Annotated in this window: 21 protein-coding genes and 1 tRNA gene; 13 read left to right on the forward strand and 9 right to left on the reverse strand. The window is 66.4% G+C overall.

The window, feature by feature from the left end:
- Positions 1 to 100 precede the first annotated feature (100 nt).
- Complete coding sequence (locus TFU_RS00480; RefSeq protein ID WP_011290543.1) at positions 101 to 904, forward strand: PhzF family phenazine biosynthesis protein; 804 nt, start codon at positions 101 to 103, stop codon at positions 902 to 904.
- Here TFU_RS00480 and TFU_RS00485 read toward each other — a convergent pair.
- Entirely contained in the window at positions 893 to 1,792 is a 900-nt protein-coding gene (locus TFU_RS00485; RefSeq protein WP_011290544.1) for an NUDIX domain-containing protein, read from the reverse strand. The two genes, TFU_RS00480 and TFU_RS00485, sit on opposite strands and share 12 nt — an antisense overlap.
- A 932-nt stretch (positions 1,793 to 2,724) precedes the next feature.
- Between TFU_RS00485 and TFU_RS00490 the strand changes: the two genes are divergently transcribed.
- From TFU_RS00490 to TFU_RS00500, 3 genes are all read left to right on the forward strand, one after another.
- Positions 2,725 to 3,336, forward strand: coding sequence for a hypothetical protein (locus tag TFU_RS00490; protein ID WP_011290545.1), 612 nt, complete (start codon positions 2,725 to 2,727; stop codon positions 3,334 to 3,336).
- A 21-nt stretch (positions 3,337 to 3,357) separates the two neighbouring features.
- The gene (locus TFU_RS00495; RefSeq protein WP_011290546.1) at positions 3,358 to 3,714 is read left to right on the forward strand and encodes a hypothetical protein; all 357 of its coding nucleotides are present in this window, start codon (positions 3,358 to 3,360) and stop codon (positions 3,712 to 3,714) included.
- A 169-nt stretch (positions 3,715 to 3,883) separates the two neighbouring features.
- Positions 3,884 to 6,217, forward strand: a complete 2,334-nt coding sequence (locus TFU_RS00500) for a Tex family protein (RefSeq protein WP_011290547.1) — start codon at positions 3,884 to 3,886, stop codon at positions 6,215 to 6,217.
- Positions 6,218 to 6,261: 44 nt separating this feature from the next.
- On the opposite strand, the gene TFU_RS00505 is transcribed toward TFU_RS00500, so the two are convergent.
- Positions 6,262 to 7,044: a DUF2306 domain-containing protein gene (locus tag TFU_RS00505; protein WP_011290548.1), complete on the reverse strand. Its 783-nt coding sequence runs from the start codon at positions 7,042 to 7,044 to the stop codon at positions 6,262 to 6,264.
- A 133-nt stretch (positions 7,045 to 7,177) separates the two neighbouring features.
- Here TFU_RS00505 and TFU_RS00510 point away from each other — a divergent pair, with 133 nt between their 5' ends.
- The 3 genes from TFU_RS00510 (at position 7,178) to TFU_RS00515 (ending at position 10,121) form a co-directional block, all read left to right on the forward strand.
- Positions 7,178 to 7,810 carry a MerR family transcriptional regulator gene (locus TFU_RS00510; protein ID WP_011290549.1) on the forward strand — a complete coding sequence of 211 codons (633 nt, stop codon included), beginning with the start codon at positions 7,178 to 7,180 and terminating at the stop codon, positions 7,808 to 7,810.
- 108 nt (positions 7,811 to 7,918) lie between these two features.
- The gene (locus tag TFU_RS15985; RefSeq protein WP_016188005.1) at positions 7,919 to 8,089 is read left to right on the forward strand and encodes a hypothetical protein; all 171 of its coding nucleotides are present in this window, start codon (positions 7,919 to 7,921) and stop codon (positions 8,087 to 8,089) included.
- A 1,588-nt stretch (positions 8,090 to 9,677) separates the two neighbouring features.
- A complete protein-coding gene (locus tag TFU_RS00515) occupies positions 9,678 to 10,121 on the forward strand; it encodes a DoxX family protein (protein ID WP_011290551.1) in 444 nt (147 codons plus the stop codon).
- A gap of 938 nt (positions 10,122 to 11,059) precedes the next feature.
- Here the strand turns inward: TFU_RS00515 and TFU_RS00520 are convergent.
- From TFU_RS00520 to TFU_RS00530, 3 genes are all read right to left on the reverse strand, one after another.
- Positions 11,060 to 11,136, reverse strand: a tRNA-Pro gene (locus TFU_RS00520).
- 107 nt (positions 11,137 to 11,243) lie between these two features.
- Positions 11,244 to 13,256, reverse strand: a complete 2,013-nt coding sequence (locus TFU_RS00525; protein WP_011290553.1) for a SpoIIE family protein phosphatase — start codon at positions 13,254 to 13,256, stop codon at positions 11,244 to 11,246.
- Positions 13,257 to 13,525: 269 nt separating this feature from the next.
- Positions 13,526 to 14,446, reverse strand: coding sequence for a metallophosphoesterase (locus TFU_RS00530; protein WP_011290554.1), 921 nt, complete (start codon positions 14,444 to 14,446; stop codon positions 13,526 to 13,528).
- A gap of 183 nt (positions 14,447 to 14,629) precedes the next feature.
- Here TFU_RS00530 and TFU_RS00535 point away from each other — a divergent pair, with 183 nt between their 5' ends.
- Positions 14,630 to 15,082: a GatB/YqeY domain-containing protein gene (locus TFU_RS00535; protein WP_041427539.1), complete on the forward strand. Its 453-nt coding sequence runs from the start codon at positions 14,630 to 14,632 to the stop codon at positions 15,080 to 15,082.
- Between the two features lie 77 nt (positions 15,083 to 15,159).
- On the opposite strand, the gene TFU_RS00540 is transcribed toward TFU_RS00535, so the two are convergent.
- Positions 15,160 to 17,565: a penicillin-binding protein gene (locus TFU_RS00540; RefSeq protein WP_011290556.1), complete on the reverse strand. Its 2,406-nt coding sequence runs from the start codon at positions 17,563 to 17,565 to the stop codon at positions 15,160 to 15,162.
- A gap of 466 nt (positions 17,566 to 18,031) precedes the next feature.
- On the opposite strand from TFU_RS00540, the gene TFU_RS00545 reads away from it, so the two are divergent.
- On the forward strand, positions 18,032 to 18,340 hold the full coding sequence (locus TFU_RS00545; RefSeq protein ID WP_011290557.1) for a WhiB family transcriptional regulator: 309 nt from the start codon (positions 18,032 to 18,034) through the stop codon (positions 18,338 to 18,340).
- Between the two features lie 271 nt (positions 18,341 to 18,611).
- Here TFU_RS00545 and TFU_RS00550 read toward each other — a convergent pair whose 3' ends face one another.
- Positions 18,612 to 19,751 (reverse strand): ArsA family ATPase, encoded by a 1,140-nt coding sequence (locus TFU_RS00550; protein ID WP_011290558.1) that lies wholly within the window; start codon positions 19,749 to 19,751, stop codon positions 18,612 to 18,614.
- Positions 19,748 to 20,761: an ArsA-related P-loop ATPase gene (locus tag TFU_RS00555; RefSeq protein ID WP_041427540.1), complete on the reverse strand. Its 1,014-nt coding sequence runs from the start codon at positions 20,759 to 20,761 to the stop codon at positions 19,748 to 19,750. Before TFU_RS00555 ends, TFU_RS00550 begins: the two co-directional genes overlap by 4 nt.
- 118 nt (positions 20,762 to 20,879) lie before the next feature.
- Here TFU_RS00555 and TFU_RS00560 point away from each other — a divergent pair, with 118 nt between their 5' ends.
- The 4 genes from TFU_RS00560 to TFU_RS00575 are packed head-to-tail and all read left to right on the forward strand — an operon-like array spanning position 20,880 to position 23,350.
- Positions 20,880 to 21,053, forward strand: coding sequence for a DUF4177 domain-containing protein (locus TFU_RS00560; protein WP_011290560.1), 174 nt, complete (start codon positions 20,880 to 20,882; stop codon positions 21,051 to 21,053).
- A complete protein-coding gene (locus TFU_RS00565; protein ID WP_011290561.1) occupies positions 21,050 to 21,517 on the forward strand; it encodes a RidA family protein in 468 nt (155 codons plus the stop codon). Before TFU_RS00560 ends, TFU_RS00565 begins: the two co-directional genes overlap by 4 nt.
- A gap of 46 nt (positions 21,518 to 21,563) precedes the next feature.
- Positions 21,564 to 22,496: an NUDIX hydrolase gene (locus TFU_RS00570; protein WP_011290562.1), complete on the forward strand. Its 933-nt coding sequence runs from the start codon at positions 21,564 to 21,566 to the stop codon at positions 22,494 to 22,496.
- 38 nt (positions 22,497 to 22,534) lie between these two features.
- The gene (locus TFU_RS00575) at positions 22,535 to 23,350 is read left to right on the forward strand and encodes an MBL fold metallo-hydrolase (RefSeq protein WP_038043041.1); all 816 of its coding nucleotides are present in this window, start codon (positions 22,535 to 22,537) and stop codon (positions 23,348 to 23,350) included.
- Between the two features lie 168 nt (positions 23,351 to 23,518).
- Here TFU_RS00575 and TFU_RS00580 read toward each other — a convergent pair whose 3' ends face one another.
- Positions 23,519 to 24,205: a Crp/Fnr family transcriptional regulator gene (locus TFU_RS00580; protein WP_011290564.1), complete on the reverse strand. Its 687-nt coding sequence runs from the start codon at positions 24,203 to 24,205 to the stop codon at positions 23,519 to 23,521.
- Between the last annotated feature and the right edge of the window lie 38 nt (positions 24,206 to 24,243).

A 24,243-nucleotide genomic window follows, 5' to 3' on the forward strand; every position in this document is an offset into this window, starting at 1 on the left:
TTCCGCTTACTCAACGAACCAGCCGGGCAGAAAGTGCCCGGAAAACCGGTGCCGCGGGAGTCTCGTCCACTGTCCTGCCGTACTCCTACGCTTAAGGCGCATGAACCGTTTCCACGTGGTGGACGCTTTCACCGACCAGCCGTTCCACGGCAACCCCGCGGCCGTGCTCGTCCTCGACAGCCCTTACGACGACGCCTGGGCCCAGCGGGTGGCTGCCGAATTCAACCTGTCCGAAACCGCGTTCGTCCGGCCCCTTGCCGGGGCGGACGCCGACTACGAACTGCGCTGGTTCACCCCAACCACTGAAGTGGACCTGTGCGGGCACGCCACCCTCGCCGCCGCCCACGTGCTCGCAGCAGGCGGGGCCGAGGGGCCGTTCCGATTCGCCAGCCGCAGCGGGGTGCTCACCGTCACCGCGCGCGACGGCCTGCTGTGGCTCGACTTCCCTGCCAACCCGCCGTACGCGAAGGACGTTCCTGACGGGCTTGTGGCCGCGCTCGGCGGCGAACCGGTGTGGGCGGGGTTCAGCGACGTCAACGACTATTTCGTGGTCTATCCGGACGAAGCGACCGTGCGCGCCCTTGCCCCCGACCTGGCCGAGGTCGCCCGGTGCACGGTGCGCGGGGTGACCGTCACCGCGCCCGCCGACCCCGGGCAGCCCTACGATTTCGTGTCCCGGCTCTTCGCTCCCGCGATCGGGATTCCGGAAGACCCGGTGACGGGGAGCGCCCACACCGCGCTCGGCCCGTACTGGGCCCAGCGGCTGGGCCGCACCCGGCTGGACGCCGTGCAGTGCTCAGCCCGGGGCGGCCGCCTGGTCGTGGAGCTTCCCGCCGATGCCCCCGACCGGGTCCTCATCGGGGGAACAGCGGTCACAGTCAGCGAAGGGACTCTACGTTACTGAGGAGCCGCGTTCGACCGGGCTGGACTCTTCCCGCTGGGCAAGCTCGTACGCCCACGACACGGGGGCCGTGTGGACGCCTAGGGCCGCGGCCTGTGCCCGCGTGTCCGGATGGTCGGTGGCGACGACGATGCGGGTCTGCGGCAGGCGCTCGGAGACGAGCTGCGCTATTGCGGCGGCACTGCCGTCCGACACCTGGACTACGTCGACCCCGTGGACGGGGGCAGGCAGGGCGGCTCGGCTGTGGGCGTCCACGAGGAGCAGCACGCTGGGAAAACGCCGGTGCAGCGGGGTGAGGGGCACATCGGGGGGAAGCATGTCGTCCGTAACTCCGACCTGCGCCAGCTCAGTCAACCGGTGGCACAGTGCGCCGGGGGTGATGGACTGCGGCACCACCGTGGTGTCCACGATCAGCAGGAGCTGTTCAGAGAGCGCGGCCGCCACCTCCGGCCAGACCTTCCCGAACGCGGGCAGCAGCGGCATCGACGGCACGTCGGGGACCGGAATCCAGCGGATGCTCTCGCTCTCCGGGTTGCCGGGAGTGAACGGCCGCCGTTCCGGCACACTGGCCAGCACGGTGTCGAACACCCAGACCTGGTGGTCTTGCCGGTGGATGCCGAGCAGAGACAGCGTGCCCAGGTCGCCGTCCACCTCTTCGACGAATTCGCGGATCGCAGCGGAAACAGAGGACTCGCCGCTGTTGCGGGCACCGCCGGGCAGCCCCCAGGTGCCGCCCTGGTGAGTCCATGGGGCACGGTGCTGCAGCAGCACGTGGCCGGTTCCGGACTCGTCCACGCTGTACAACAGCAGTCCGGAAGCCCCGTACAGTCCCCACCGCCGTGAACCGTCGGCCAGGATCACCCAGCCGTCGCCATCCCCTGCGGTCACCATCCCACCTCCTCCGACGCCCCAGAACCCCCGGATAGGGTCCCACGTGGCATAACTCAGCATGCCTGGTCAAGCTTCCCTTCGGTGGGGATCGCGGCAACACGTGGCGGGTGGACGGTGCTGTCGCAGGGGACAGGGACACTGGGGCGGGCGGGTGCCGGAGGAGCGGCAGGGGCCTGCTGGAGGCCGCTGCCGTCAGGGGCACGGCTGGTTCAGGGGACGGCGCGCATGAACTACCGGGGCACCGGTTGAAGCCTTATGCGGAGTGCCGCGTTTTTGGTGCGGGGCAACGGTTGAACGCCATTCGATTTCTGGTGTTCATGAATAACAACTGTGTTCCGATGATCCCATCACATTCGCCTCGCTGCTCCCTCTTTCTTCTCGGCTATCAGAACGCCGCATAGTCCTCCGGGATGTGCGGTGAGAAAAATGAAGGAAATTCAGGTTTTCCCTTCTCTGTTGCTGTCGGGCAAGCAGCAGGACTCCATGATGTATCCGCTGGTCAACGCGATTTTCTGCGCGTCGGCCAACGGCTTGTCTGTGACGGTGTGTGCAGGAGGGATCGCGCGTCGCAGAATGTCAGATCCGGGGAAAGAACGGCGAAGAGGACCATTTCCTCAGTCGCATAGATATTGCTCCAGGAAGGAATTTGTGTCACAGAAAAGCAACGTTCCCTATGGTGCGGGATTTATGAGAAAACTCGGGTATAGGGTTATTTACCCAGCCGCAGCCGATGGCTGTCCGGCGAGAGATGCTGCCTAAGGCTCACCGTGAACCATTGCGGCTTTCACGGTGAGCCCGATCTCTACCTGGACCAGCCCTCAGGTCCTGCCCGGCGCTACCAAGCCGGGCAGTGGAACGCGCGGTTCCTGATCCGGAAGACCCCGGATAGGCCACAGAGCGCTGTCTGACAGACAAGCACTAAAGGCATCCCCATGACCAACGGACCCTTTCCTTCTGAGAGCCCTTCACCCCAGCCCTCCGACGGCCAGGGCAGCACTTCAGGAAACATTCCGGAGCCCGTCACCCAGCTCGCAGCCCAACGCGGTTTCGGTGCCCTCATCGACATGCGCTCCGACGGTACCCGGGCAGAAAAAGCGCTTGGCGGCTGTGCGATCGCGGTCGGCTCACTGCTGCTCATGGTCCTCGTGGCCTACCTTGCCCCAGAGGACGACCCCTTCTCGTTCTCCCTGCTCCGCTCTGTACTGCGGTTCTTCGCCCTGTTCTTCCTCTTCGTGGCTGTCTGGGCCGCTGCCGCCGGGCTGCGCGGCCTCATCGTCGCCCCCCGCTCGCACTACCTGTACGAAGGCGGAATCATCTACGCGGCAGGAAAACGGCTGCAGCCTGCGGCGTGGGAGGAAATCAGCCACCTGACCACCATCTACGGCAACCGCGCCACCGGAACCAAAGGCAAGATCCTCGGTTACAAGGTGTGGCTGGGAGACACCACGTCGTTCGACGTGCCCCTCATCCTCACCGACGGCCGCGACAGCTTCATGGACCGCATCATCCACGAAGTGCGCTCCCGCAACCGCCCTATCCGCTGAACCACCACCGGCACCACACCCATGGCTGAACAGCACACCCCCGAGCCGCACTCCTCAAACCGCCCCCAGCCAGAACCCGTGCCCAACGCAGAGCACACGGACGCTGCACTTTCCCCTTCCGCTGAGCCGCCCCCGTACGTTCCGCGCCCCGAGGCCCTGCGGCATGACTTGAAGGTCCGGGGTGAACGGGCGGTCATCTTCGGCGCGCTCTGGCTGCTGGCCGGCGTTCTCATCACCCTGATCACCTACGTGAACGCCCTGCAGTCGTTCTCCGGCGGCATCTACGTCGTCGCCTGGGGGCCGGCCGTCTACGGCCTCTACCGGATCATCTCCGGACTCATCATGATCAAAAAGAGTCGCACGCAAAGCGTCAACTGAACACCAACAGGTATCTTCTGATCCACCCCCGTGCCGTGTCCTGGCACGGGGGTGTGCCCGTCTGCGCGCCGACCAGCCCACTCGACCTTCACACCACCCCGGCCGCGGCGGGCATGGACAGGCGGCACAATGCTCCTGTCCCACCCTCAGGGAGAAAGCGGATCAGATTGTGACGACGTCCATTCACCAGCGGATCGCCGAGGAGCTCGGGGTACGCGAACGGCAGGTACGGGCCGCAGTCGAACTGCTTGACGACGGCGCAACCGTGCCGTTCATCGCCCGCTACCGCAAAGAAGTCACGGAGATGCTCGACGACGCCCAGTTGCGGGCGATCGAAGAGCGGCTGCGCTACCTGCGGGAACTGGAGGAACGCCGCACCGTCATCCTGGAGTCGATCAAGGCGCAGGGCAAACTCACGCCCGAACTCGAAGCCGCGATCATGGCCGCCGACTCCAAGGCACGCCTGGAAGACATCTACCTCCCCTACAAGCCGAAGCGCCGCACCAAGGCGCAGATCGCGCGCGAAGCCGGACTGGAGCCCTTGGCGGACGCGCTGCTCAACGACCCCTCCCGCGACCCGCACGACCAGGCCGCCGCCTACGTTGATGCGGACAAGGGGGTCGCGGACACGGCTGCCGCACTGGAAGGCGCCCGCGCCATCCTGGTGGAACGGTTCACCGAAGACGCCGACCTCATCGGTGAACTGCGGGAACGCATGTGGCAGCGGGGCCGTCTCGTCTCGCGGGTGCGGGAAGGCAAGGAAGAAGTCGGCGTGAAGTTCGCCGACTACTTCGACTTCGCCGAAGCGTTCACCACCCTGCCCTCCCACCGGGTCCTGGCTCTGTTCCGCGGTGAGAAGGAAGAAGTCCTCGACCTCACCCTGGAACCGGAAGAACCGGCAGAAGACCCGAGAGCCCGCAGCAGCTACGAGGTCCGCATCGCCCAGCACTTCGGTATCGCCGACCAGGGCCGTCCCGGGGACCGCTGGCTGTTGGACACGGTCCGCTGGGCGTGGCGCACCCGCATCCTCGTCCGTCTCGACATCGACCTGCGCTCCCGCCTCTGGCAGGAAGCCGAAGACGAAGCAGTCCGGGTGTTCGCCGCCAACCTGCGCGACCTGCTGCTGGCCGCGCCCGCCGGCACCCGGCCCACCATCGGTCTCGACCCGGGCCTGCGCACCGGGGTGAAGGTCGCTGTCGTGGACGGCACCGGCAAAGTGGTGGACACCGCGACGATCTACCCGCACGAACCGCAGAAGCGCTGGGACGAGTCCATCGCCGTCCTGGCGGCGCTCGCCCAGAAGCACCGGGTGGAACTGGTCGCGATCGGTAACGGAACCGCGTCCCGCGAAACCGACCGTCTCGCCGCTGACCTGATCAAACGCCACCCGGAGCTGAAGCTCACCAAGGTGATGGTGTCGGAGGCCGGGGCGTCGGTGTATTCGGCGTCCGCCTACGCTTCCCAGGAGCTTCCTGACTTGGACGTGTCGCTGCGCGGCGCTGTCTCTATTGCACGACGACTCCAGGACCCGCTCGCCGAGCTGGTTAAAATCGACCCCAAGTCAATCGGGGTCGGCCAATACCAGCACGACGTGTCCGAGGTGAAACTGTCCCGCTCCTTGGACGCGGTCGTGGAAGACTGCGTGAACGCGGTCGGCGTGGACGTGAACACCGCGTCGGTACCGCTGCTCAGCCGCGTTTCCGGTATCACGGCGAGCCTGGCCCAGAACATCGTCGCCTACCGTGACGCCAACGGGCCGTTCCGTACCCGTGCCCAACTGCGGGAAGTGCCGCGGTTGGGACCGAAAGCGTTCGAACAGTGCGCGGGTTTCCTGCGGATTCCTGACGGGGACGACCCGTTGGACTCTTCAAGCGTCCACCCGGAGGCGTATCCGGTGGTGCGGCGCATCCTCGAGGCGACCGGCCGGGATATCCGGGCGCTCATCGGCGACACGGACACGCTGCGCTCGCTACGCCCCGACGACTTCGTGGACGAGCGGTTCGGTCTGCCCACGGTGACCGACATCCTCGCGGAGTTGGAGAAACCGGGCCGGGACCCGCGCCCCGAGTTCCAGACCGCAGCATTCCGGGACGGGGTGGAGGACATCACCGACCTGGAACCGGGCATGGTGCTGGAGGGCGTGGTCACCAACGTGGCGGCGTTCGGCGCGTTCGTGGACGTGGGAGTGCACCACGACGGCCTGGTGCACGTCTCAGCGATGTCGAAGAGTTTCGTCAAAGACCCGCGGGACGTGGTCAAGCCCGGCGACATCGTGCGCGTCAAAGTGCTGGACGTGGATGTGCGTCGCAAGCGGATCTCGCTGACTCTCCGCTTGGACGATGAAGTGGACCAGCGCAGTGGGGAGAACAACCGCTCCGGCGGGGAGCGCCGGGAGCGGGGTGCGCCGCGGCGCGGGGACCAGCGGCGGCAGCGCGGCGGCCGCGGCGAGCAGCAGCCCATGGGGGCGATGGCGGAAGCGCTGCGCCGCGCAGGCCTGGTGTAGTCGATGCGTGTGGGCGGTGTTGCCAGGCACCGCCCACATGTCGTCTATGCGGGGGTCGGGGACGTTTCCGTGTTGTCGGCTGCCGCGGCGGTCGTCTGGAGCGCCGTGGCGAGGGCTTCCCGGGCTTGTCGGGCAGCCTGCCGGGCCAGGTAGACCTCGACGAGCAGCAGGTTGGGTAGCCACGACGTCCAGTGGCTGACGGCGTAGGCGGTGGCGAAGAGCTGGTCGAAGTCGCCTCCGTAGAGGGAGTCGAGCCAGGGAAGTTGGATGGCGACCAGTGCACTGAGCCAGATGCGCAGGGTGACTGCGGCGAACGTCAGGGAGAAGTTGCGCAGCATCCACTCCCGGTGTGCGGCATAGCGGCCGGCGCGGGCGGTCCGGTAGGCGGCGAGGCCCGTGATGATCCACAGGATGTCGAGGGAGAGGAACGCGGCCATCGCCACAGGGCCGCTGGAGGTCAGCAGGGCGGCGACGATACCGCTGAGCGCCGAGGGCAGCACTCCGGCGAACAGGTAGACCCGGCCGATCCAGCGGTGCCAGACTCCGCGGCGGCGCAGTCGCCGGCTGAACTGGAGTGGGCCGGTGAGCAGCGCGATCCCACCGGTGGCGGCGTGGATGGCGACGGCGGGAAAGTGCAGGGCCGAATCCGGGCGGAGTGCGACCCTGCTGGAGCCGGGGTCGAGGGACAGGTAGGGGGGCACAAAGATCGCAGCAACGAGGACGCAGGCGAAGGCGGTGATTGCCACGACCAGGGAGGTGCGGTTCCAGCGGACACCCGGAAGCCGGCGCGGGCTGCGGGGCGGTGCCGTAGCGGAAGAGAGAGTCATCGTCGGTCCTTGCTCCTGGAACGGCTGAGGGGGCCGAAACACCACAACTTAGATAGAAGAATTATCGATAATTGAATTATCGATAACAAAGCTATCTATTGACTGCTGGGGACGCAAGAGCAAAGGAGACAGGGTGCGCATCGGCGAACTGAGTCGGCGAAGCGGCGTGTCCGTGCCGACGATCAAGTACTACCTGCGAGAAAAGATGCTTCCCGAAGGCGAACGCATCGCCGCCAACCAGGTCAGATACTCCGAAGAGCATCTGAGACGCCTCCGACTGATCCGCAGCCTCATCGACGTCGGTGGACTCCCCGTGCCCACAGTCCGCGAAGTCCTCGCCGAAATCGACGCATCCCAGCCTTCGGTGCACCACGCCGTCGCCCTCGCCCACCGCGGACTGCCTGTCCTCACCGGGGAGCGCAGCGACGAGCCCCGGGAAGAAGCCCGACGCTACGTGGAATCAGTGTTCGCCGCCCGCGGCTGGACAGTCCCCGAAGACCACCCCGGTTTCACCGCGCTCGTAGAAGCCTTGGCTCGGATGAGCCTGCTGAATCAGCGCGGCTTCTTCGAGTGCGTAGGCCGCTACGCCGAACTCGCTGAAGCGATCGCCGAGGTCGACATCGACCTGATCTCCGGCCACACCGATGTGGCCGACGTCGTCGAAAAAGCAGTGCTGGGCACAGTGCTTGGCGACGTCGTCATCACCGCGCTGCGCCGCATCGCCCAAGAACAGGTGTTCAACCGGCGGATGGCGCAAGGCGGCTGACCCCTCGCCCACGACGTGGGCAGGCAGTGCCGTCTGCCACGTGTGTTCCGGCATACCTGGGGTAGCCGGGGGTGGGACAGGTCTGCAGAGAGCAGAAAGGGAACGACTGTGACCACTCCCGAGGAGAACCGGCCGAAGACCCGCGGCACCGAGCAGACACTCCCGGAGCCCGATGTGCAGGCTCCGAAGCTGCCGCAACCCCGCCCCACCCTGGGCGCGGAACTGGAAGATGCGATGCGGCGGTCCGGACTCTCCCGTGAAGACTTCGGGAAGGAGTAGTACCGCTGCTTGTGGTGAGGGCGGCACCGGGATTCCCGTGACGCCAGCGCACAGCGGCGCTTCCTGTCGTGGCGATGAAGGCTGCCGCCCCATCTGCCCTGGTGGACTTCCCGGTGGAACACCCCGCGTGTCCGCAGCGCGGCGGACACGCGGCTGGACGGAGCCCGGGAGGAGCGTGCCGGTGCGAGGAGCGCCCTCGAGGGATACCCCACACCGGTTGCCAGGTGTGCTGGAGAGAAGTCCTCGGTTTTCTCCCTGCTGTTTTTATGTGAAGTGGATCACTATTTAATGCCGTGTGGGTCACGGTAATTCACAGCGGTTTTCCACAACCCGGGCTGCGGTTGGGGGATCAGAAAAGTTGCCCTTGCGCCCCGAAAAAAGGGACAAACGGTGAGTTTTAGGTGCATTCGTTGCGCTCGATGCGCCGGGCGAGCATGAGGGAGCCGCTACGTTATCCACAGCCTGTGGATAAAACTCTGTGCATGTTTCCCGCCGACGAACCACGTCATTCCCGGCTCCGACACCCGACCACCCCGCACCGAAATCGGACCAGCGGCCGCCCCGCAAGAGGCATGACGAGCACCCTGCCCACAGGCACGGAACCTGCACGGCCCGGTCCCGTCGGCCTCCTCGCAAGGAAAACAGCAGCCCACCCGGCCCGATCCCGCGCCATGCTGACCCAGCGGCCAGCAGACGCTGGCCAACTCAAACCAGCGCGAAAAAGCCGTCCACGCCAGACATGCGCTCCCGCCTGCACGCAGACAGCGCCAAGTAGTCCGACCTTTCAATTCGGTCAGAAAAATCCGGTCCGAGAGGCTTCCGCGAACAGGAGAATCCGACAGAGAAACTTGACGAGAAAGTAACTTTAAGAGCTGGTTCAGCCCGGACCATCCTCGAAAAAATGCCCAGTGACGTGCGGTTTCTTCCAAAACCGCGCCCCGAGAAAGCGCTCTCGGGACGTCGGAAGCCTCCTCGGGACAGCGCAGGAGCACCGCGTTTCTGAAGTCCTCAAACCCGGAAAATTATCCGGCCAAAAAATGAGAGGACGCGATTCTGCCATCCCCTTTTACTCTGCGTTGACATTTGCCTAGCAAGTAGTCACTATTTGATGTAACCGCATAGCGGGCACACCCGACCTTGAGTCGCATTCCACGCGACCCACCCCTTGTCGTGGGAATGCCTCCTGCTGCCCCAAAGGCGACTCGGCCACTCGGCCGCCACCCCGGGTGCCCCACTCGTGCGGAGGAGCAGTCATGTCCTCAACAAGAGCCGTGCCCTCGCTCGCACCACCTTGATCACATTAAGTGGTCAAACCGTAACTCCGAGCCGGGGTTGTGCTCTCTGGGCGGTTTAAACACCATCGTGGCTGCTCCGCAGTTCCGGACGCACCGCAGCGTGGCGGTGCCCCGACCGGAATGACCACGGAGTGTCTCCCACAGTCGTGGTCTCTCCGGTGCCACGGACACGTCCACACCGCAGCGCCGTGCACCGCCGGGGCCCGCCGGTGTCACATCCACGCTGCGGCAAACGTGGCATTCCCGTGGTCACTCTCCTCCCTTCCTCCCCCATTCATGTATTGAGGTGACCAATGAACCTGGACCGATACCACGGACCAGTCCTCGCTCTATTCCGCATAGTCGTAGGCCTGATGTTCCTCTGCCACGGAGTGGCCTCCCTGTTCGGCGTACTCGGCGGCAACCAAGGCACCGGGCAGGCCGTGGAATTCGCCTCCTGGCCGGGATGGTGGGCCGCCCTCATCCAGCTCGTCTGCGGCGCCCTCGTCCTCCTCGGCCTGTTCACCCGGCCCAGCGCCGCCCTCGCCTCCGGCTCCATGGCGTACGCCTACTTCGTCGTGCACCAGCCCCACGCGCTCCTGCCCCTCAACAACGGGGGAGAACTCGCCGCCATGTACTGCTGGGCTTTCTTCCTCATCGCCATCCTCGGACCCGGAGCCTGGGCGCTCGACCACTTCATCCTCCGCCGTTCCAGCGGCACACAGCAGCGGCTGACAGCGGGCACCTCCGCGGGATAACAGCCAGCCGACAGCAGCCCCAGGTCCCGGAGCGGCCCCCACACGCTCCGTGACTCAGCCTCGGCAACAGCGCCGGTCGGACCACAGCAGCACCCGACCGGCGCTGTTCCTCTCATCAAACTGCGCTCCGTGCAGAAGCGCCCCCGCTTCACACGAGCAGTTCCCCGCTGAACCAGAAAACCCCGAACGCGGCACGCCCACGGAAGCGGGCTCCGACGTGTTTTCTCGGTGTGCCGCTCCGCACCCCAGTGGACAGGGCGAGGAGCGGCACACTCACCGACCAGAGACCCGAGACCCTGTAAGGTCCACGGACGGCCAGGACGCACAGTCGGCAAGCATCATCCGATCGTGCGTGGCGACCACCACCGCAGCCGGAGTGCGGCGCAGCGCCTCGGTGAGCTCGTCAACCAGAAGCGCCGACAAGTGGGGATCATCCCCGCATGCGCGGGGAGCACCGGAACCCCCTGCCAGAGCCGAGCGATGATCTCGGATCATCCCCGCGTGCGCGGGGAGCACATGGGTTGGCGACCGCCCCATTGACGGGAGGGAGGATCATCCCCGCGTGCGCGGGGAGCACACTAGACGACCTGCGACTTTACTAACGCGCGGCGCTGATTTCATTCACTTTTCAAAATCGTACAGGAGGGATTGTGGGGTGGGGTGCCCGTCCGGGGAGCGCCGCCGTGGGCGGCTACCGCTGCCCGTCTACGTTCGGCAGGCAGACGTCCCTGCGAGGCATGGGACGGGCAGTCCGCGGTAGTCAGCATGCTGGTGCAGTCCATGCCTCAAGGGGCCACGGTGCGAAGTGTCGCAGGGATGCGACCAGAGACCTTTGACGCACGTGTGACGCACGGACACACAGCAAAGAAGGTGGCCCCAGGAATCCGGATCCCCTGGGGCCACCCTCTTTGACCTCTGCTTATGCGACAGTGTCGCTGTGGTCGGGGTGGCGGGATTTGAACCCACGACCTCTTCGTCCCGAACGAAGCGCGCTGCCAAGCTGCGCCACACCCCGAAACACTGATGACAGTCTAGCGGACACTCCGGGGTACTTGCACATCTGCCGGTGGCAGGGGGTCCGTTAGGTGAGATACCCCCTATGCCGGAGGGGAAACTGGCCGGTCAGCCGTGCCGGGCCAGGGAGGCTGTGGCCAGGGTAGGCGACTCCAACCGCAACGCGATCAAAGTGATGTCGTCGTTTCCGGCGATAGGCAGCTCAGTGAGGAGCCGGTCGCAGAACGTGTTGAGGGGAATCCGGGCCATGGCGGCACAGTGGTGGGCCAGCCGCTCCAACCCGATATCGAGAGACTCGTGGGGGTGTTCCACGAGACCGTCGGTGTAGAGCAGCAGGGTGGCTCCCGAGGGCAGGACTTCGAGCGCCCGGTGGCGCGGCATTGTGGGGTCCACGCCGAGGAGAAGGTCGTGGGCTTTCTCCAAGAAGCGGGTCTCCCCGTTCGGGAGAACGAGCAGCGGCGGCAGGTGTCCGGCCACCGAGTAGTCCACCTGCCAGATGCCGTCACTGTCTGGGGTGACCCGGGCGAGGATGCAGGTGGCCGTCCCTTTGTACTCCCCGGAGCGTTGCACTGCGCCGTCCAGGCGGCGTAGCACTTCGTGAGGGTTGTGCGGGTGGTCGGCGGCGAAAGCGCGGAGCATGTTGCGCATCTGGCTCATGGCGGTGGCCGCGGTCAGGTCGTGTCCGGCCACGTCCCCGATAACGAGCATGATCGTGTCGTCGACGATGAACGCGTCGTACCAGTCACCGCCCACCTCCGCGGAAGTAGGGCTGGTCTGATAGCGGCCGACGATAGGGAGACCCGGGATGGTGGGGGGATCGCTGAGCAGGCTGTGCTGGAGGGCTCTCGCGACCCGTTGGGTGCGTTGGAAGCTCGCGAACGTGTCGATGGTGGGCTGGAGGTGGTCGATGAGGTCCGCCAGGAGGTCCGCGTCGTCTTGAGTCAGCGGTTCGCGTTCCCCGCAGACGACTGCGACCAGGCTAGCGACGAGTTCCCCCTCGACCGTGATGGGGAGCATGACCACGCTGTTGGCTTTGACTTGGCGGAGCCACCGCGAGCTATTCGGGCTGAGAGGGTCCAAGGGCGGCTTTCCTACCGGGAACACCCGGTGGATGGAGCGCTTCTGCCGGATCAACTCGAGGTATGTGCTTCGGATGGTGAAGCGTGACTGGAACCGTGGCGGCGGCACGGTGATCCCTTCCCGGGCTTTGGTCGCCAGGCGTTCCACAATGAACGGGTTCGCTGATGTTTCAGGCGATGAGGTGGGGGACAACAGGTGGACCGTGCACACATCGGCGACCTCGGGCACGATGACCTCGGGTAACGCCTTGAGCATGTCTTCGATGAGGGCGGTGTTGGAGATCGCCCCAGAGGCACGGTTGAACAGGGCGTGGCGGCGCTGCTCCCGCCATTGTTGTTCCACGTCGGCGCAGGTGCCGGTCCATTCGACGACGACCCCGTTTTCTCGGACGGGGACGGCATGGGCACGGAAGTGCCGGTAGGTGCCGTCGCGTGTTCGTACCCGGAAGATGTACTCCACAGAGTCGGGGACTTCGTCGATTGCCCGTAGCCAGGACGCGAGCAGCGCGGCCCTGTCTTCTGGGGCGACCATGTTCAACCAGCCGTGGCCTCGGGATTCTTCGTGGGGTTGCCCAGTGATCTCCTCCCAGCCGCGGATCCATTGCAGGGAGCCGTCGATGGGGGAGGCGCTCCATTCCACCAGGCTCCCGGAGCGGACGATGCTGGTGTACCGCTGGAGGGCGCGTTTCCGCTGGGCGGCGTCGATGGTTTCGGTGACGTCCGCGATCAGGTTCAGTACTGCGGGTTCTCCGTCGTCCAGGAACACCGGGGTGAAGCTGAGGTTGAAGTAGCGTTCTTGGCGGCCGGCGTTGGGATAGTTGACGGTTACGGGGACTTGGGGGAGGAATTCGGGTTTCCCGGTGGTCATGACCTGGTCGAGGACAAGGATGTATCCCGCTTCGGCAAGGTCGTTGAAGGCTTGCAGCAGGGGTTTGCCGAGTGGGCGCGGGCCGAATATGGCTCGTTGTGCTTCGTTGACGTAGACCAGGCGGTGGTCGGGGCCACGGGTGATGGACACCCCGATAGGGGCCAGGTCGAACATTGTCGACACGGTGGCGGTTAACCGGATTGCGCCGCCGGGTTCTCCGTGGTTCTCTGGCGTCGATCTCGGCACTGGATTCGTACGGCCTCCGGGCAGAGCGGTCTCTACCAGCGTTTATGCCTCATATGCCGGTATGTATGCGTGCCGGGGAGGGGTTGGAGAACGCGAATGTCGATTATGGGGAGCCCGGGTCAGGGACGGGTGGCGGGGCCGCGGTTGTGGGGTGCGGGGTGGGCGGCCCCGCCACGGGGATGGCACTGCGGGGCGGGTTAGGCGCGGGGGATGAGGTCCAAGAGGGCGGCTTCGGGGCGGCAGCAGAAGCGGACTGGGGCGTAGGGGGAGGTGCCTAGCCCGCCGGAGACGTGGAGCCACGACGTTCCGTTCCGGCTGAGTCCCCAGGCGCGGGCCCGGTCGATACCGCAGTTGGTGACGAGGGTGCCGTAGAAGGGGAGGCAGATCTGGCCGCCGTGGGTGTGCCCGGCGAGAAGGAGTTCGTACCCGTCGGCGGTGAACCGGTCGAGGTTCCGCGGTTCTGGGGAGTGCATGACGCCGATGCGTACGTCAGCGGTGGGATCGGCGGGGCCGGCTATCTTCTCGTAGCGGTCGAGGCCGATGTGGGAGTCGTGGATTCCGGCTGCGGCGATCCGCAGGTTTCCTGCGGTGAGGTGGCCTTTCTGGTTGTTGAGGTCGAGCCAGCCTGCTTCGCGCATGGCTGCGCCGAGCTCCCGCCACGGCAGGTCGGGGATTTTGCGTTTCCGGTAGTCGGCTTTGCTGCTGCGCCACAGGTAGCGGGCGGGGTTTTTCGGCTGGGGGGAGAACAGGTCGTTGGAGCCGTAGACGAACAGGCCCGGCCGGTCGAGGAGAGGGCCGAGCGCGTCGAGGAACGGTTTGACCGCTTGGGGGTGGGCGAGGGAGTCTCCGGTGTTGACGACCAGGTCGGGGTTGTGGGCGTCGAGGCTGCGGATCCAGTCGATGAGTAGGCGGCGTCCGGGGGTCAGGTGCGCGTCGGAGAGGTGGAGGATACGCAGCCGGTCGCTGCCGGGGGCGAGTATCGGTATCTCGTAGTGGCGCAGCCGGAACCAGTTGCGTTCCACGACCGAGGCGTATACGAGTCCTGCGACACCGAGGGCGCCGGTGACCGCTGCTGCTGTGCCGATCCGGCGTAGCACTCTGCCCGTGGTGTTCACCACCGCTGAACCTGTCATGGAACGATGGTGTCAGATCCCAGCAGTGCCTGGTTCCGGCGCGCCGGTCACGCGGGTATCGGTGGTGGCGAAAACCGTGGTGGGGGTGGGGCTGCCGGCTGGGCTGTGGTGGACGCCATGGGAAAAATTGCCTGGAGTTCCCCGGAAGGGGCCTCTAGCATCCCTGGCATGTCCGAACTAAAGACCCGGCTGCAAGCCGACCTTACCGCTGCGATGAAGGCACGGGACGCTGTGCGGACTCGGGCGCTGCGCATGCTGCTCACCGCGATCTCCAACGAGGAGGTGTCGGGGAAGTCCGCCCGTGAGCTCAGCGACGACGAGATCATCAAGGTGATCACGAAGGAAGTGAAGAAGCGTCGCGAGGCCGCGGAGGCTTTCGAGCAGGGTGGGCGCGCGGACCGGGCAGCGGACGAGCGTGCCGAAGGCGAGGTGCTGTCCGAGTATTTGCCGGAGCAGCTCAGCGACGAAGAGCTGGCTGATCTGGTTCGGGCGGCGATCGCGGAGGCCGGGGTGAGCGACGTCAAGGGGATGGGCGCGGTGATGAAGCTGCTCACTCCCCGGGTTGCGGGGCGTGCTGAGGGCCGCCGGGTCGCTGACGAGGTGCGCCGCCAGTTGTCGTGACTTTTGTCCTCAGGCTGAGGAAGCGTGTGGCCCTCGAGCACCAGTGCTCGAGGGCCATAGTGGTGAGTTGGGACTAGCTAGAACGCGCCCCACTGGTCATCTAAGGCGGGGAGCTCCCAGCCGCCTCCGCCGGGGAATTCCCAGCCGCCGTTGCCGTTGCCGCCGTTGCTGTTGCCGTTGTCGGCGGGGCCGCGGCTCAGGAAGATGTTGACGACGGAGCCTTCGGCGAGGCGGGAGCCCGCGGAAGGCTCGACGAGGGCCACGGTGCCTTCCGGGTGGCTGGACGGCAGCCGCCGGTCGGCCACGTTCGCCCGGTAGCCGGCGGATTCGATGGCGGCTACCGCTTGGTCACGGGACATGCCAACCACGTTGGGTACGCTTCCCGGGCTGGAAGCCGGGTTGGCGTCCGTGGGGTCCTCTCGTCGTGGCGGCGCGGGTTCGCTGGTGGAGCCGAACCGTGCGGGCGACCGTGCGAAGCTCTTCTCGTCCAGTTTCTTCACGGCTTCCCGCATGGTTTCCTGCCAGATCGGACCGGGGATGGTCGCGCCGTAGACCACCGAGTAGTAGCGTCCGCCGAGGGTGACGTTCCGCAGCGGGTACTGGTTGGGGCCGCGCGGGTCGCCGACGAACACGGCGCCGGCCAGGTTCGGGGTGTAGCCCGCGAACCAGGCGCTCGCCGAGTTGTCGGTGGTTCCCGTCTTTCCGGCGGCAGGGCGGCCGATACCCAGTCCGGTGGCGGTGCCGCCTTTGAAGGTCTGCTGGAGCAGGTAGTTCACGCCGTCGGCGACATCTTTGGAGATGCGCCGTTCGCACTCCGGTTCCATTTCGATGGTGCGCCCGGCCTGGCGGTCGACGATCTTGGTGATCGCCATCGGCTTGCAGTAGATGCCCCGCGAGGCGAAGGTCGCGTAGGCGGCGGCCACGTTCAGCGGGGAGACTTCCTCACTGCCCAGGGTGAAGGAGTTGTTCCCCTGGGTGCGCGGGTTGTCGTAGCTTTGGCCGTCGGCCCGGGTCAGGCCGAGTTTTTCCGCCATTTTGATGACGTTGCACAGGCCGACCCGTTTCTGCAGTTGGGCGAAGTAGGTGTTCACCGAGCCTTTGGTGCCCGACACCATGTTGTGGGTGGCGGCGCCGCCGCTTTCGCTGGAGTTGCTCACTGTCCACGGGGCGAGAGTGTTGCCGTCGCAGTTCTTCTGGCCGGTGACAGTGATGGTGCTGCCCGAGGTGAAGGACGTGCTGTACGGCAGTCCTTTTTCGAGGGCCGCGGCCAGGGTGATGGCTTTGAAGGTGGAGCCGGCTTGGAAGCCGGTGCTGCCGCCGCGGTCGGCGTTGGCTGTGAAGTTGATGGAGGTTTCGCCGAGTTTGCTTTCGTCGGGGCCGTAGTTGCGGCTCTGCACCATGGCCCGGATCTCCCCGGTGCCGGGTTCAATCAAGACTTCGGCGGCGACCTTGCGGGCTTCGTTCTTGCGCGGCACCCACTTGTCTACGGCTTTCTGCCCAGCCTCCTGCATGTCGGGGTCGAGCGTGGTGTAGATCTCCAGGCCTGCGGTGCGCAGCCAGCGGGCGCGTTCGGTTTCGGTCTCCCCGAACGCTTCGTTCTTCTCGATCTCCTGGATCACGTAGTCGCAGAAGAACGGCTGCTTGCTGGGCATGCACCCGTTGCTGGGCGTGGAGATGTCGAGTTCCAGGTCTTGCGCTTTGGTCTTCTCGGCTTCTTCTTCGGTGATCACCCCGGTGGCGACCATCCGGTCGAGGACCACGTCGCGCCGTTCTTGGGCCTGGTCCGGGTTGAGGCGGGGGTTGTACAGCTCGGGGTAGCGGACGAGACCGGCCAGGGTGGCAGCCTGGTTGAGGTTGAGTTCGCTGGCGCTGACGCTGAAGAAGTGCTGGGCCGCGGACTCGGCACCGTAGGCGCCGTCCCCGAAGTAGGCGATGTTGAGGTAGCCCTCGAGGATTTCGTCTTTGGTCATCCGCTGTTCGAGCGCGATGGCGTAGCGCAGTTCGCGGATCTTGCGTCCCAGGGTGGTTTCGCGGGCTTCTTCTTGTTCCGCCTGGGATGTGGCGCTTTCGATCAGCACGTTTTTGACGTACTGCTGGGTGATGGAGGAGCCGCCTTGGGTGCGCCCGGCGATGGTGCGCAGGGCGGCGCGGAAGGTGCCCACGATGTCGAGGCCGCCGTGCTCGTAGAACCGGCTGTCCTCGATGGCGATGATCGCCTGCTGCATGATCGGGGCGATCTGGTCGAGTTCTACCAGTTCCCGGTTCCGGTCGTACACCTCAGCGATGACGCCGCCTTCTGCGTCGTAGATGATCGAGCGTTGGGGCGGCGGCGGGGTCTCTAGCTCGCTGGGCATGTTGAGGAAGCCGGTCGCTACGTTGCGGGCAGCGATGCCGATACCGCCGAGGGCGGGAGCGGCGAGCGCAGCCACGAGTACTCCGGCAGCGACCGAGACCCCGAACAACTGACCGAGTTTCTGCAGCAATGTCCCTTGACCCACCCGTCCAGATTACGTTCGGAAACGAGAAAACAGCGACGAACCGCCGTGGGCTTCGCGTTGTTGTCGGTTCCGGATGTGGTCGATCCGCGAGCCCTGATTCCCATCTTTCCATGATCAGGGACTTGGGGAGGGTCGCCGCCCACACGCACTTTATTACTCTGGGTAGTCACTAGGTGACTAGTTTTCAAAGCTTTAATGGTCCACCTGAGCTATATCAGAAATGGGCCTAATGGGGACTGTTGACTTTGGGGTGCGGACCGTAATTTCTTTACCAGCGGAGATGCAAGAGACGGTACATCTCATACGGGCCCCGCACCCCGTCGTACCCGTTGAGCCGATCCGGTGTGCCCGCAGAGGTCGTCTCTGTTCCTCCGTGCCAGTCGATGTCCGCGCCCGTCGGCTGGCTTCTGTCACAGCACACAACACATGATGATCTTTGGGAGTGGGGCACATGTGGAGTACAGACTGGGCTGCGCGTGCTGCCTGTCGGGAGATCGACCCCGACTCGCTGTTCGTCCAGGGGGCCGCGCAGAACCGGGCCAAACTCATCTGCCGGGGGTGCCCGGTCCGCACCGAGTGTCTGGCTGACGCGCTGGACAACCGGATCGAGTTCGGTGTCTGGGGAGGGATGACCGAACGCGAGCGGAGGGCTCTGCTGCGGCGCCGCCCCGAGGTGACCTCGTGGCGGGCACTGCTCGAAGACGCCCGGCAGCACTACCAGCAGTCCGGGGCTGCTAAGGACCAGTTCGTCAAGGGTTGACGGCACCACGGGCAGGGAGGAAGCCCGTGGCCGCCCGCGCCCCCGGTGCACGTTCCGGAGACCGTGGAGGGTGGTTTTCGGCAGCGACAGAGCAAGACGGGGGAACCAGCCGTCTTCCGGACGGAGCCGTGCAAGCGCGGGACAGGTCCGTCCACCATTCATTGGGAGGGTGTGGGGTGGGGCTGCTCTTGTCGAGGACACGTGGTGAGAGGAGACGCGGCGTCCACGCGACCGAGGGGAGCAGCCGCCCCTTCCTGAGGGCACCGGGCCGTTACGGCACGGTGGACACACCAGCGAGTGCCCGGCCGATCGCGCGGAGCGCGTCCAGGTCGTGGACGTCTTCCGGGTAGGCCGGGACTTCCGCTATCGCAACGTCAGGATGGTCCGCAGCGAACCGGTTGCGCAGTCGCTGCTCCCGGTTCCGCTGTCGGACCCGTCCGGCATGCAGGCGGAGTGCCGCGGCGGCGAGGGGATGCTCCCCGGTTGCTTCGAGCAGCTCCGCCGCGGCCGAGCCTTGTTCCGCTGAGAGGTCGGCGTGGACCTGTTGGACGCGGTTGAGGACCAGGCCGGCCAGCGGCATCTGTTCTGCGGAGAGCCGTGCCACGAAGTAGGAGGCTTCCCGCAGCGCGTCGAGCTCGGGTGCGGCCACGACGAGGAACGCGGTGCCTTCGGTTTGCAGGATCCGGTAGGTCTGTTCGGCCCGTTCCTGGAATCCGCCGAAGACAGCGTCGAACGCGCCGATGAAGGACTGCACGTCTTTGAGGAGCTGGGTGCCGAGGATCTTCGTGATCACCCCGGTCACCAGGCCGAACCCTGCGCCGAGCAGGCGGAAGGCTCCGCCGCGTGCGGGGGTGCCCAGGAATCTGACCAGGCGGCCGTCGAGGAATCTGCCGAGCCGTTTGGGGGCGTCGAGGAAGTCCAGTGCGGACCGGCTGGGCGGGGTGTCGACGACGATGAGGTCCCATTCGTCGGAACGCCGCAACTGGCCCAGCTTCTCCATCGCCATGTACTCCTGCGTGCCCGCGAAGCTGGACGACAAGGACTGGTAGAAGGGGTTGTTGAGGATCTGCTCCGCCCGCTGGGGGTCTGCGTGCGCTTCGACGGTCTCGTCGAAGGTGCGTTTCATGTCCAGCATCATGGCGTGCAGTGATCCGCCGTTGCTGTCCGCGACACCGGGGACCGGGCGCGGGGTGTTGTCCAGTTCGGTCAGTCCCAGGGATTGGGCGAGTCGGCGGGCCGGGTCCACGGTGATCACCACGGTGTGCCGTCCGCGTTCTGCGGCGCGCAAGGCCAGGGCCGCGGCCGTGGTGGTCTTGCCGACGCCTCCGGAGCCGCAGCACACCACGATTCGGGTGCCGGGGTTGTCGAGGAGGTCGTCCACGTCGAGGGTGCGGGGAGGGGTGGGGTTCACACTGCCCCCTGGTCGCGTAGTTCGCGGGCGAGTCGGCGGAGGCCGTCAAGGTCGACCCCGTCGTCGAGGAAAGGGACGTCGTAGCAGGGGCGTCCGGCTGCGGCGAGCCGGCTGCGGGCTTCGGCTGCTACTCGCATGTGCCGGGCGTGTTCCACGATTTCTTTGGACAGCTCCTGGGCGAGACGGGACGGGTCGGGGAGGCTGGCGGCCTGAAGGCCGCGGGTGAGCGCGGCGACGTCGACGACACCTTGGGACGCTGCGGCGAGCACGGAGTCCTCTAGCAGCGCGGGGCGGACCATGTTCACCAGGATGCCTCCCACATGCAGTCCTGCGTCGCGTGCCTCCGCGATTCCCTCCACGCATTCTTGGACCGGCATTTCTTCGAGCAGGGTGACGAAGTGCACCACGGTTTCGGGGGAGCGGATGACGTCTATGACCCGGGCGGCGTGGTCGCGGACCGGGCCTACCCGGGCCAGGCCGGAGACTTCGGCGGTGACGTTGAGGAAACGAGTGATGCGGCCGGTGGGCGGGGCGTCGAGCACTACGGCGTCGTAGACGTACGGGCCGGGACCGTCGTGCCGGGCACTCTGCGGGGTGCGGCGGCGCACTGCTTCGGTGACTTTGCCGGTCAGGAGGATGTCGCGGGCGCCGGGCGCGATCGTGGTGGCGAAGTCGATGACGCCGAAGCGGCGGAGTGCACCGCCGACCCGGCGCAGGCCGTAGAACATCTCCAGGTATTCCAGGAGCGCTGCCTCAGCGTCGACGGCGAGCGCGTAGACCGTGCCGCCGTTGTCGGCGGCGGCGATTTCGCGTTCCGCATAGGACAGCGAGTCGAGGCCGAAGAGCGGGGCGATGCCGTGCCGTTCTTCAACTTCCACCAGCAGCACTTTGCCGCCTTCCGCGGCCAGGGCTAGAGCGAGTGCTGCGGCGACGGTGGTTTTCCCGGTGCCTCCTTTGCCGGTGACGACGTGGAGGCGGACTCCGTCCCAATCGCGATCGCGTGAGCTCACCCCACGGAGTCTATGCACTGCGGGTTGAGGTCTCGCCCTGCCGCCGCCGGGAGTGATGGTGCTGGTAAGGGTCATGGACCCCTGCCGTGCGGGGAACGGTCGCTATAAGGTTGGCGCCATGACGAAGTGGGAGTACGCGACTGTGCCGTTGTTGTCGCACGCAACCAAGCAAATTCTGGACAATTGGGGCGAAGACGGGTGGGAATTGGTCACGGTGATCCCCGGCCCCACGATCGGCGATGACCCGCGCAACCAGCAGTTGGTCGCCTACCTGAAGCGCGAGAAGAAATGACGACGAAGACCCCTGAGACACGATTGGCGGAGCTCGGGCACACCCTGCCCGAGGTGGTCCCTCCCGTGGCCGCATACCTGCCGACCGTGCGCAGCGGGAGCCACGTCTACGTCTCCGGGCAGCTTCCGGTGGTCGGCGGGGAGCTCCGTGCGACCGGCAAAGTGGGGGCCGACGTCGACCCGGAGCAGGCCAAGGAGCTGGCCGCGGTGTGCGCGTTGAACGCGATCGCCGCCATCAAAGCCGAGGTGGGCGAACTGTCCCGGGTGAAACGCGTGGTCAAGGTCGTGGGATTCGTGGCCAGCGACCCGTCGTTCACCGGCCAGCCGCAGGTCATCAATGGGGCCAGTGAACTGTTCACCGAGGTGTTCGGCGAAGCCGGCAAGCATGCGCGTAGCGCGGTGGGTGTGGCCGTGCTCCCGTTGAACGCCCCGGTCGAGGTTGAGGTGATCGTCGAGGTCGACTAGTCCGGTCCGACCAGGCAACGTCACCGTCCCCCGGGGAGGAGGCTCCGTGTCAGCGAACCATTCAGAATGCCGGCGGGAAGAAGAGGAGAAGCCTTCCTCCGCTCCCGTGTCTCCCTCCGAAGAAGCGACTCTCTCGGAGGGTGAGGTCATCCGCCACCTTGGCAGCGGCGAGATCACTCCCCGCATGTGGGACGTGCTCGCGGGGCGGGTGACTCCGGTGCGGCCTCGGGACGCCGCGACCGTGCTGCTGGTGCGTCAGGCAGATCGAGGTCTCGAGGTGTACCTGCTGCGGCGGGTCGCTTCGATGCGGTTCGCTCCGGGCATGTACGCCTTCCCCGGGGGGTCGGTGGATCCGCGGGACAGCGACCACACGATCCGCTGGAGCGGGCCGCCGCCCCGGGAGTGGGCTCGCGCGTTCGGGGCGGACGAGGCACTGGCGCGCGCCCTCGTCTGCGCGGCGGTACGGGAAACCTTTGAAGAGTCCGGGGTGCTGCTGGCCGGTCCCTCCGAGAATGAAGTGGTAGCCGATACGCGGGGGGACGACTGGGAGGAAGACCGGCAGGCGCTGCTCAACCGTTCCCTGTCGCTCGCGGAACTGCTTGACCGGCGAGGGCTGGTGCTCCGCTCGGATCTACTGTGTCCGTGGGCGCGGTGGATCACCCCGGCGATGGAGCCGCGCCGCTACGACACCAGGTTCTTTGTCGCGGTCCTGCCGGAAGGCCAGCAGCCTCGCGACGTGGGCGGGGAAGCCGACCATGTCACGTGGATGTCCCCGGAGGAGGCGGTGCGGCAGTGGCGGGCGGGGCAGTTGGCGATGCTGCCGCCCACGGTGGCCAACCTGAAGAGCCTCATCGGATACGCCACACCTGAGGAGGTGTTGGCCGCGGAACGGGAGATCGTTCCGGTGCAACCGGAGTTCCGGAAGTCTGCGGGGGGAATCACGCTGATCGTTCCCGATGGTGTTGATTATCCGTTCTGATGGACCCCCTAGTCGGGCATGCCGCGAAAAGAGGTGCGATGAGGATCGACGGTTCCGGGACGCTGCGCGCAAGTTGCGTTCTCTGCCCGAATCCCGGCCCGATGACGCTCGACGGAACGAACACGTGGATACTGCGGGAGCCTGGCGCCCGCAACGTGCTGGTGGTCGACCCCGGACCCCATCACGAACGGCACCTGGAGCGTGTTGCGCGCATGGTGCAAGAGCAGGGATCCCAGGTCACCCAGGCCCTGCTCACCCACGGCCATGCCGACCACGCCGCGGGGGCACGGTACTTCTCCGAGCTGACCGGCTGCCGTGTGCGCGCGGTCGATCCGGCGCATCGCATCAGCGGGGACGGGCTCGACGACGGAGAAGTGGTCGAAGCAGACGGACTGCGGGTACGGGTGCTGCGCACGCCCGGGCACACCGCGGACTCGGTGAGCTTCCACCTGCCTGCGGACGACGTCGTCCTCACCGGGGACACCGTGCTGGGGCGGGGCACCACGGTGATCGTCGGAGAAGACGGCGGAGACCTGGGCGACTATTTGAATTCCCTGATTCGGCTGCGTGACCTGGTGGATAGCGCGAACATCCGCGCCCTGCTGCCCGCGCACGGGCCCGTCTGCACGGATCCGCTGCGGAAGCTGAACTCTTACATCCAGCACCGCGAAGAGCGGCTAGGACAGATCCGTGACGCGGTGGCGGCCGGGGCGGACACGCTGGCCGAGATCGTGGACCGGGTGTACGCGGACGTGGATCCCGCGCTGCGTGCCGCGACCGAAGCGTCCGTCCGCGCCCAGGTGCGGTACCTCGTGGACCGCGGAGACGTTCCCGTGGAGGTTCTGGCGGACTGAGCCTGCCCGCGGCGCGGCCGGGCGGCACGGGCATGCCGAGCACACTCGACGTGCCGGGGTCGGCGGAGCGGCCGCTTCACCGGTGTTCCTACTGCGCGGAGGATGGTTGTCCGGCACGGTCCGACCGCCCGACGCCGCGGGACTGAGGCGGTCGGACCGGGGTCGAAGTCAGCGGGCGCGGCGACGCAGCCGTTCCACGTCGAGCAGGACCACGGCTTTGGCTTCGATCCGCAGCCAGCCGCGCAGCGCGAATTCGGCCAGCGCCTTGTTGACGGTTTCGCGTGACGCGCCCACGAACTGGGCCAGCTCTTCTTGCGTCAGGTCGTGGTGGACGTGGAGCCCGTCCTCGCTCTGCTTGCCGAAACGTTCCGCCAGGTCGAGCAGGGCCTTGGCGACACGGCCGGGAACGTCGGTGAAGACCAGGTCCGCCACCACGTCGTTGGTCCGCCGCAGTCGGGTGGCCAGCGCCTTCAGCAGGTGGACGGCGACCTCGGGCTGCCGCATGATGAACGGCCGCAAGTCGTCGTGGCCCAGCCCGGCCAACACAGCGTCGGTTACCGCAACCGCGCTGGCCGTCCGCGGTCCCGGGTCGAACAGGGAGAGCTCACCCAGCATTTCGCCCGGGCCGAGAACCGCCAGCAGGTTCTCACGGCCGTCAGCGGACTTGCGGGTGAGTTTGACCTTTCCGCTGAGCATGACGTAGAGACGGTCACCCTCGTCTCCCTCGGAGAAGAGTGTCTGGCCCCGGCCGAGTCGCACCTCGGTGATGGAAGAACGCAGCGCGGCCGCGCCTTCTTCGTCAAGCGCCTCGAACAGGGGGGCCTTGCTCAGCACCTCGTTGGTCTCGTCCACCATTCCTCCTCGCAGCCTGACCGTCAACAGTGTGACGCACA

Origin of the sequence: Thermobifida fusca YX (assembly GCF_000012405.1) — a bacterium.
GTDB lineage: Bacteria > Actinomycetota > Actinomycetes > Streptosporangiales > Streptosporangiaceae > Thermobifida > Thermobifida fusca.